Source organism: Acidovorax sp. GW821-FHT10A04, from assembly GCF_059415825.1.
In genome coordinates this window covers 391,815-400,427 of record NZ_JBWKNZ010000005.1, presented here as the reverse complement: position 1 = coordinate 400,427, position 8,613 = coordinate 391,815, and the positions used below count along the sequence as shown (strand labels likewise).

Annotated in this window: 7 protein-coding genes; 4 read left to right on the top strand and 3 right to left on the bottom strand. The window is 69.2% G+C overall.

All coding sequences use genetic code 11. From position 1 onward, the window contains the following. Positions 1-106 precede the first annotated feature (106 nt). Positions 107-1,084 (bottom strand): Bug family tripartite tricarboxylate transporter substrate binding protein, encoded by a 978-nt coding sequence (locus AC07PF_RS14105; protein ID WP_007857619.1) that lies wholly within the window; start codon positions 1,082-1,084, stop codon positions 107-109. 422 nt (positions 1,085-1,506) lie between these two features. On the opposite strand from AC07PF_RS14105, the gene AC07PF_RS14100 reads away from it, so the two are divergent. Both AC07PF_RS14100 and AC07PF_RS14095 read left to right on the top strand, forming a co-directional pair. Continuing rightward, positions 1,507-2,601, top strand: a complete 1,095-nt coding sequence (locus tag AC07PF_RS14100) for a lactonase family protein (protein ID WP_007857620.1) — start codon at positions 1,507-1,509, stop codon at positions 2,599-2,601. 28 nt (positions 2,602-2,629) lie between these two features. Beyond that, positions 2,630-3,622, top strand: a complete 993-nt coding sequence (locus AC07PF_RS14095) for a Bug family tripartite tricarboxylate transporter substrate binding protein (RefSeq protein ID WP_007857621.1) — start codon at positions 2,630-2,632, stop codon at positions 3,620-3,622. A 1-nt stretch (position 3,623) separates the two neighbouring features. Here AC07PF_RS14095 and AC07PF_RS14090 read toward each other — a convergent pair whose 3' ends face one another. Beyond that, a complete protein-coding gene (locus AC07PF_RS14090) occupies positions 3,624-3,968 on the bottom strand; it encodes a helix-turn-helix domain-containing protein (protein ID WP_007857622.1) in 345 nt (114 codons plus the stop codon). A gap of 64 nt (positions 3,969-4,032) precedes the next feature. Further along, on the bottom strand, positions 4,033-4,293 hold the full coding sequence (locus AC07PF_RS14085) for a hypothetical protein (RefSeq protein WP_494612279.1): 261 nt from the start codon (positions 4,291-4,293) through the stop codon (positions 4,033-4,035). 117 nt (positions 4,294-4,410) lie between these two features. On the opposite strand from AC07PF_RS14085, the gene AC07PF_RS14080 reads away from it, so the two are divergent. Both AC07PF_RS14080 and AC07PF_RS14075 read left to right on the top strand, forming a co-directional pair. Then, positions 4,411-4,800, top strand: a complete 390-nt coding sequence (locus tag AC07PF_RS14080; protein ID WP_145697471.1) for a thioredoxin family protein — start codon at positions 4,411-4,413, stop codon at positions 4,798-4,800. A 142-nt stretch (positions 4,801-4,942) separates the two neighbouring features. Continuing rightward, positions 4,943-8,512, top strand: a complete 3,570-nt coding sequence (locus AC07PF_RS14075; protein ID WP_494612278.1) for a DEAD/DEAH box helicase — start codon at positions 4,943-4,945, stop codon at positions 8,510-8,512. Positions 8,513-8,613: the final 101 nt, after the last annotated feature.

Below are 8,613 nucleotides of genomic sequence, written 5' to 3'. Positions count from 1 at the left end.
CGAAGTCCGTGACGGGGAAGGACAGCAGGCCGGAGCCCATGATGGATTTGAGGTCTTGCGGGTTCATGGTGGTAGCGAGGCGGTGATGTGAAAAAGAGGTCGGGACTCAGTCGAGCTTGATATTGGCGGCCTTCACCACGGAGGCCCAGCGCGCACGCTCCTTGGCGAAGAACTGGTCCTGTTCGGTGGGGGTCATGGTGACCACCTCGGCGCCCTGGCCGGCCAGGCGCGAGCGGATGTCGGGCGAGCGGATGGCGGTGATCAACGCCTTGTTCAGCCGCTGCACCACGGCTTCGGGCGTGCCGCGGGGCAGCAGGATGCCTTGCCAGGTGCCGGACTCGTAGCCGGGCACGCCTTGCTCGGCAATGGTGGGTACGTCGCCGATCAGCGGCATGCGCGTGGATTTGGACACGCCCAGCACCTTGAGCTTGCCGTTCTGCACCTGGGGCAGGGTGGCCAGCATGCCGTTCATCAGCACCTGGGTCTGGCCGGCCACGGTGTCCTGGATGGCAGTCACGCCGCCCTTGTAGGGGATGTACTGCCAGCGCGCGCCGCTGGCACGCTCCAGCGCCACACCGGCAAGGTGCGGTGCGCTGCCGGTGGCAGTGACGGCGAAGTTCAGGTCCGCTGTCTTGGACAGTGCGATCAGTTCCTTGAGGTTGTTGGCCTTGACCGAGGGATGCACCACCAGCAGGTGGGGCGAGTAGGCCAGCATGGTCACGCCGCGCAGGTCCTTGGAGGGGTCGAACGACAGCTTGGTGTAGACCGAGGGGCTGATGGCCAGGGCGCCCACGTCGCACAGCAGCATGGTGTAGCCGTCCGGATCGGCCTTGGCGACGAAGTCCGCACCCAGGTTGCCATTGGCACCGGGCTTGTTCTCCACGATCACGGTCTGCTTGAGGGCTTCCGACAGGGGCTGGCTGATGGAGCGGGCAATGATGTCCGAGCTGCCGCCTGGGGGGTAGGGCACGATCAGCTTCAGGGTCTTGGTGGGCTGCCATTCCGCCGCGGTCTGGGCGGTGGCCGTGGTGGCGGCAAGGGCGGCGGTGCACGCCAGAATGGCGTCGCGGCGGGTCAGTGTCATGTGTTGTCTCCTGGTGGCTAATCTTGTTGATAGTCATCGTACAACTAAGCGCGCAGAAAAACAATTGCCCTTACAAAAAAAGTGCGCATTGACGTGCCGGTGCCCGCGGGATCCGGGGCGCCGCCGGCCTGCCGCAGCCCGGCGCGGTAAGTTCGGACTCGACATCGATCTCTCCTGTGAAAAGGGGCCCTTGGTGGAGCATTCCCTCCATGGCCTGTGCGGGCACGGGTGGCATGCAATCGGGTTCGGGTAATCCCTTTGATCGGATGCGCGCCCAAGGTCCACAATCCCCTATGTTGTATGACAACATATGACGAATGGCCTTTTTCGCCAGAACCGGGGTCGCCGCCCCGTGCCGCCTGCAGCCCCTGTCGTCCGCTGCCGGGAGCAGGCTCCCCCTCATGTTGTGAAAGGAAATACCGATGCTCCGTGCAATTCGTTGGCGCCGCCTGGCGCTGCCTCTGGTGGCCAGCGCCTTGTCCCTGGGCGCTGGCTCCGCCATGGCCGCTACCTGGGTCTATGTATCCAACGCCGACAGCCAGGATCTGTCGGTGCTGGAGCTCGACCGCAGCGCTGGCACGCTCAAGCCGGTGGAGACCGTGCCCCTGGCCGGCATGGCCATGCCCATGGCGGTGAGCCCGGACAAGCGCGTGCTCTATGTGGCACTGCGCTCCCAGCCGTTCCGGGTGGTCAGCCTGGCCATCGATCCCGCCAGCGGCAAGCTGCGCAAGCTCGGTGAGGCGCCGCTGGCCGACAGCATGGCCAACATCGACACCGATGCCACCGGCCGCTGGCTGTTCGCCGCCTCGTACCCGGGCCACAAAATCACCGTCAACAGCATCGGCAAGGACGGCGCCGTGGGCGCCGTGCAGCAGCTGATCCCCACGGCGCCCAATGCGCACGCCATCCACGCCGATGCGGCCAACCGCCACGTGTTCGCCACCAGCCTGGGCGGCGACAACCTCTCGGCCTGGCGCTTCGATGCCGAATCGGGGCGGCTCACGGCCCACGAACCGGCGCTGACCAGCGTCGCACCCGAGAAGTCCGGCCCGCGCCACTTCGTCTGGGACCGTGCGCAGCGCCATATGTATGTGCTCAACGAACTCGACGCCGCCGTGCACGTGATGGCCTACGACGCTGCGCGGGGCAGCTTGCGGTCCGTGCAGCGCACCACGGCGCTGCCCGCCGGCTTTGCCGGTAAGCCCTGGGCGGCCGACCTGCACCTGTCGCCCGATGGCCGCACGCTGTATGCGTCCGAGCGCACGTCCAGCACCATCAGCAGCTTCCGCGTCGATGCCGCCACCGGCCAGCTGCAGCCCCTGGGCCAGGTGCCTACCGAAAAGTCGCCGCGCGGCTTTGCGGTGGACTCCTCGGGGCGTTTCCTGATCGCGGCGGGGCAGGAGTCGCACAGCCTCTCGCTGCACCCCATCGATGCGGCCACGGGCATCCCGGGCGCGCCGACCCGCGTGCCTGCCGGCAAGAACCCCAACTGGGTCGAGATCGTCGATTTCCCCTGAGTCCCTCTTTCCATCCGGAGACACCCCCATGCAACGCAGAACCTTTCTTTGCACGGCCACCCTGGCGGCAGCCTGTGGCCTCACTGGCCTGCCGGCCGCCGCACAGGGCACCTGGCCCACGGGCAAGCCCATCAGCTATGTCGTGCCCTTTGCAGCGGGCGGCACCACCGACACCCTGGGCCGCATGATCGGCCAGCAACTGGGCACGGCCCTGGGCACCACCGTGGTGGTGGAGAACAAGGCCGGGGCGGCGGGCAGCGTGGGTTCGGAGGTGGTGGCGCGCGCGGCACCCGATGGCTACACGCTGCTCGGCGGCACGGTGAGCTCGCATGCGATCAATGCCAGCCTCTACCCCAAGCTGGGCTACGACGCCCTCAAGTCCTTCAGCCCGGTCACACTGATCGGCACCAACCCCGTCGTGCTGGTGGTGGCTGCCAATAGCCCCTACAAGACGCTCAAGGACGTGCTGGCCGCCGCGAAGACCAAGGAGGGCGGCCTGTCCTCCGCCTCGGCCGGCACAGGCAGCTCGCAGCACCTGGCGGTGGAGCTGCTGGGCTTCAAGTCGGGCGTGAAATTCACGCACATCCCCTACAAGGGCAGCGGCCCGGCGATCCAGGATGTGATCGGTGGGCAGGTGGACATGATGTTCGACACCACCGTGGTGGCGGCGCCGCATGTGCAAAGTGGCAAGCTGCGCGCCATCGCCGTCACCTCGCCCAGGCGCCTGGCGTCCATGCCCGACGTGCCCACGGTGGCGGAGTCCGGCATCAAGGGCCTCGAAGACTTCCAGGTCCAGTCCTGGCAGGCCATCTTCGTGCCGGCCGGCACGCCCGCGCCCGTGGTGGGCCGCCTGCACGACGAGATCCGCAAGATCCTGGCCCAGCCCGAGATGCAAAAGCGCCTGTCAGGCTTCGGCATGGAGCCGGCCGACCTGGCCGTGGCGCAGATCGCGGCCTTCCAGAAGGCCGAGGTCGACAAGTGGGCCCAGGTGATCAAGGCCGCCAACATCAAGGTGGATTGAGCTATTCGGGCGAGATGTTTTCCTCGCCATCGGCCACCGCGTCCGCCACGGTGCCGGGCTCCTGGCCTGCGGGTGGCCGGGGCTGCAGCACGAAACCAGGGTGCTGGCCCGTGAGCAGCAGGAACATGGCAAACACCGGGCCCTGCATGCTGCGCTCGTCGGTCGTGCTCTCCAGGGCCTGCCAGGTGCGCGACTGCAGGCCGCCGCGGCTGCCGGTCTGCAGCGGGTAGCCGAGCAGTTCCGCCGCCTGTGCCTGGCTCAGGCCTGCGGCCGTGCGCGCGGCCTTGAGTTGGTCGCCGCTGGGGATCGGCATGTTCAGCGCAAGGGTGTCGGGTCGAGTGCTCATGGGTGGGGTGCTGCGTGGGTGGGCGGGATGCATCGATTGTCGTCCAGCCACCCGCGGGGTGTGTTCATTCCAGGGTCTGGCCTGTGGGCGGATACTGGCCCGAGAGCAGTTCGCCATCCGTGAGCGCCGGGCCTTGCCAGAGCGTGGCCCGGCTGGCGCCGCAGCCCAGGGCCAGCTCCCTGAGCGCCCGCAACTCCATCTGCGTGTAACCGCGCTCGGGATTGGCGGGCAGGTGCAGCACGATGCGGGGGGAAGGCGTGAACTGCCAGAACGACCCCTTGCCCAGTACATGGGCTGGGTGTGGCGGTCGGGTGGATCGGCGCACATTCTGGCCCAGGCGGCCAGTTCCCCGGCACGGGGATTGGGTATGGGCAGGAGGCTGTCGGTGCCCTGGCTGCAGCCGTTGTAAAGTGGCACGCTTCAGCCCCGAAGGATTTCGCAGATGCACAGCCCGGCCGCCTTGCCCGACGCCACCCCCGCCACCAGCTCGCCGCAGGGCTGGTGGGCCGTGTGCCTGTGCGCCGACTGGTGCGGTACCTGCCGCGACTACCGGGCCATCTTCGACACCCTGGCCCAGGCCCATCCGGGCGTGCGCTTCGAGTGGGTGGACATCGAGGACGAATCCGAACTCGCAGGCGACCTGGATGTGGAGACCTTTCCTACCCTGCTGATCGCCGATGGTGCGAGCGTGCGTTTTCTGGGGCCCTTGCTGCCCCAGGCGCCCGTGCTCGCGCGGCTGCTCTCCAGTCTGCAGGCAGGGCAGGGCGGGCAGGGGGTGGGCGCGGATGCGCAAGAGGTGTTCGAGCGCGTGCGCGCGGCGCGCGCCCGCTGAGGCGCTGGGCAGGTTCCCGCCGCGTGGGTTCCCTGGCCACCTCCGAGGGGCGGGCGAGGGTTCTGGCTTGCTATTCTTTGAATAGCATTTGTGCAGTACCATGGGCTGTTGGCTTCTGCCCCGTTGTTCACTGAATTTTTCCATGTCCCTGGAGTTCTGGTTCGAGCCCGAGTCACTGCGCGCACTGTGCGATGACGGCGTGTGGGCGCGGGGAACGGCGCTGTTCAAGGCGCGTGCCGTGCGGCGCCTGGCCATCAGCGCCCAGGGCGACCATTGGCTGCTCGAGGGCGATGTGCAGGGCAGCCAGCTGGCCCCGTACCAGTTGGCCGTCTCGATGGCCCTGATGCCCGATGGTGCCGTGGACTACTGGCGCAGCCAGTGCAGTTGCCCCGTGGGCCTGCAGTGCAAGCATGGCGTGGCGCTCATGCACCAGGCGGCGCGCGAGGGGCCGAGCGAATCCGACCGGGCCAGGGGCCTGGCCGTGCCTGCGGCCGGGATGAGCCGCCCGCCGCCGGCCCGCAGCGACGCCCAGCAGCGCATGGCCGAGGTGCACCGCCTGGAGGCCGAGGCGCGCCTCATGAACTGGCTGCAGGCGCTGGACAAGGCCGCGGGGCTGGGCGATGCCGATGCACCCGCGGGTGTCGGGGGGGCTGTCGACCGCCCCGAGCAGTATGTCTACCTGGTGTCCACCGTGGGTGCGCCGCGTGCGGCGCCCGTGCTGCAGCTGGAGGCCGTGGTGTCCTACCCCAAGGTGACCGGCGGCTGGGCCAAGCCCAAGCTGGTGCGCACCCAGCCGGGCAAGGGCCAGGCGGTGTTCGACCGGGCCGGTGACACCGACCGCCAGGTGCTGCAACTGCTGCGCGCGCTGCCGCGCCACCAGAACTACTACTCTGCCTACAGCGGCGCGCCCTGCGCGGTGCTGGAGGGGCAGATCGGCCTGCTGGCCCTGCAGCAGGCGGCCAGCACCGGGCGCCTGTTTGCCGATGCGGGCGGCTCCACCGTGGGCGAGCCCTTGCAGTGGGGTGGTCTGCTGCCCATCGAGTGGCACTGGCAGGCCGTCTCCGGCGGGGCTGCGGGCGCCCTGGCGCAGGACAGCGGCTGGGCGCTGCAGGCGCGGCTGCCTGGGTCGGGGGCCACGCTGTGCCACAACAACCCGCCGATGTACCTCGATGCCGCCGCCGGTGTCTGCGGCCCGGCGCATGCGCCGGGCATGGAGCCGGCGCAGTTGGAGGTGCTGCTGCATGCGCCCCCGCTCAGTGCCGCCGCGCTGCAGAAATACCAGGCCGAGGTGGCCCGCCGCCTGGGGCCGCTGCCGCTGCCGCCTGTGCTGCAGGGGCTGACCCGGCTCGACGGCATTGCCCCCGTGGCGCGCCTGCACCTGGCGCCCACGCCGGCCGCCGGGGTGGCCTACCTGGGGCTCATCACGGCACAACTTCGCTTCGACTACCAGGGCCATGTGGGCTGGTGGGCGGGGCAGCCCTTGTCGGTGCTGGTGGATGGCCGGGGCGGCGAAGGCGGCAAGGTGCTGCTGCAGCGCGATGGCCGTGCCGAGATCGACGCCGTCTCGCGCCTGATGGACCTGGGCCTGCTGGGGGTGGACGAGGGGCTGTTCGGCATCCCTGGCGAGCGGCCGCAGGGCGCCTGGATGCGCTGGGCCGACGAGGACTTTGCCGCGCTGCGCGAGGCCGGCTTTGCGCTCACCGTGGCGCCCGAGCTGGACGGTTGGATCACCCGCGCGCAGGCCATCCATGTGCACCTGGGGCCGCAGGGGCAGGGGGATGATGGCGGGGAGGACGATGCATTCGGGCTGGACGATGGGGATGCGGGCCTGGCCGCGGCGGCGGGCGGGGGGGCGGAGCCCACCCCGTCGCTCTGGTTCGAGCTGTCGCTCGGGATCGAGATCGATGGCCAGCGCCACAACATCCTGCCCTGGCTGCCCGACCTGATCGCGGCCGCTGCGGCGGCGCCGCCCGATCCTGCTCACGCCGGTGGCGATGAAAAAGGGCTCCCAGCCCTGCCTCCTTATCTCTATTTGCCGGCTCCGAGTGGCCATGGCTTCGTGCGCCTGCCCACCGACACCCTGAGGCCCTGGCTGGCAGCCCTGCTCGACCTGGCGGGCGACCGTGCGCACGATTTTTCGGGCGAGAGCCTGCGCCTGTCACGGCTGGAGGCGCTGCGCACCAGCGCCTCGCTGGGCGATGGGGTGGCCTGGGAGGGCGCGGCCAGCCTGCATGCCCTGGTGCAGCAACTGCAGGGGCAGGGCCAGTTGCCCGAGGTGCCGGTGCCCGCTGGCGTGCACGCGCAGTTGCGGCCGTACCAGCAGCAGGGGCTCAACTGGTTGCAGTTCCTGCGCGCCAACGGCCTGGCGGGCGTGCTGGCCGACGACATGGGCCTGGGCAAGACCTTGCAGACACTGGCCCACATCCAGGTCGAGAAGGACGCCGGCCGCCTGGTGCAACCCGCACTGATCATTGCGCCCGTGAGCCTGATGGGCAACTGGGAGCGCGAGGCTGAGCGCTTCACCCCCGGCCTGCGCAGCGTGGTGCTGCACGGCAAGGAGCGCCACGCGCTGGCCGAAACCATGGCCGAGCACGACCTGGTGATCGCTCCGTACTCGCTGCTGCAGCGCGACCGCGAACGCTGGCTGGAGGCGCGCTGGCACATCGTGGTGCTCGACGAGGCGCAGAACATCAAGAACGCCACCACCAACGCTGCCCAGGTGGTGGCGCAGCTGCAGGCCAACCACCGGCTGTGCCTGTCGGGCACGCCCATGGAAAACCACCTGGGCGAGGTCTGGAGCCTGTTCCACTTCCTGATGCCGGGCTTTCTGGGCAGCCAGCAGCGCTTTCGGGACCTGTTTCGCAACCCCATCGAACGCCAGGGCAGCACCGAGCGGCTGGCGCAGCTGCGCGCGCGCATCACCCCCTTCATGCTGCGCCGGGCGAAGGCGGTGGTGGCGCACGAGCTGCCGCCCAAGATCGAGACCGTGATGCCGGTGGACCTCTCGGGTGCCCAGGCCGACCTGTACGAGACCATCCGCCTGGGCATGGAAAAGACCGTGCGCGAAGCCCTGCACGCCAAGGGCCTGGCGCGTTCGCAGATCACCATCCTCGACGCACTGCTCAAGCTGCGCCAGGTGTGCTGCGACCCGCAGCTGGTGCCGCTGGAGGCGGCGCGCAAGGTGCATGCCTCGGCCAAGCTGGCGCAGCTGATGGAGATGCTGCCCGAGATGCTGGCCGAGGGCCGGCGCATCCTGCTGTTCTCGCAGTTCACGAGCATGCTCTCGCTGATCGAGGCCGAACTGTCGAAACACGGCCTGCCCTGGGTCAAGCTCACCGGTCAGAGCCAGAAGCGCGACGCCATCATCGACCGGTTCACCAGTGGCGAGGTGCCGCTGTTCCTCATCAGCCTGAAAGCCGGCGGGGTGGGGCTGAACCTGCCGCAGGCCGATACCGTGATCCACTACGATCCGTGGTGGAACCCCGCCGTGGAAGCCCAGGCCACCGACCGCGCCCACCGCATCGGCCAGACGCAGAGTGTGTGGGTGGTCAAGCTGGTGGCGCGCGGCACCATTGAAGAGCGCATTCTGGCCTTGCAGGAAAAGAAGGCGCAGCTGGCCGAGAGCCTCTACCAGGGGGCGGCCGGGCGCAAGCAGCCGCTTTTCACCGAAAGCGACCTGGCCGAACTGCTGCAGCCGCTATCACTGTCGTAGCAGGTGGGCTGGGCTGCAGGGGCTGCGCGGGGCATTTTCGCGCGCAAACCCGCGCCGGGCGTTGTTCTGCCGCACATGCGGGGCATTTGCTGCGCAGTCGC

Excerpts from the sequence above, each read along its gene's own strand:
- AC07PF_RS14105 (WP_007857619.1), bottom strand. The coding sequence starts at position 1,084 with ATGACACTGACCCGCCGCGACGCCATTCTGGCGTGCACCGCCGCCCTT.
- AC07PF_RS14100 (WP_007857620.1), top strand. The coding sequence starts at position 1,507 with ATGCTCCGTGCAATTCGTTGGCGCCGCCTGGCGCTGCCTCTGGTGGCC.
- AC07PF_RS14095 (WP_007857621.1), top strand. The coding sequence starts at position 2,630 with ATGCAACGCAGAACCTTTCTTTGCACGGCCACCCTGGCGGCAGCCTGT.
- AC07PF_RS14090 (WP_007857622.1), bottom strand. The coding sequence starts at position 3,968 with ATGAGCACTCGACCCGACACCCTTGCGCTGAACATGCCGATCCCCAGC.
- AC07PF_RS14080 (WP_145697471.1), top strand. The coding sequence starts at position 4,411 with ATGCACAGCCCGGCCGCCTTGCCCGACGCCACCCCCGCCACCAGCTCG.
- AC07PF_RS14075 (WP_494612278.1), top strand. The coding sequence starts at position 4,943 with ATGTCCCTGGAGTTCTGGTTCGAGCCCGAGTCACTGCGCGCACTGTGC.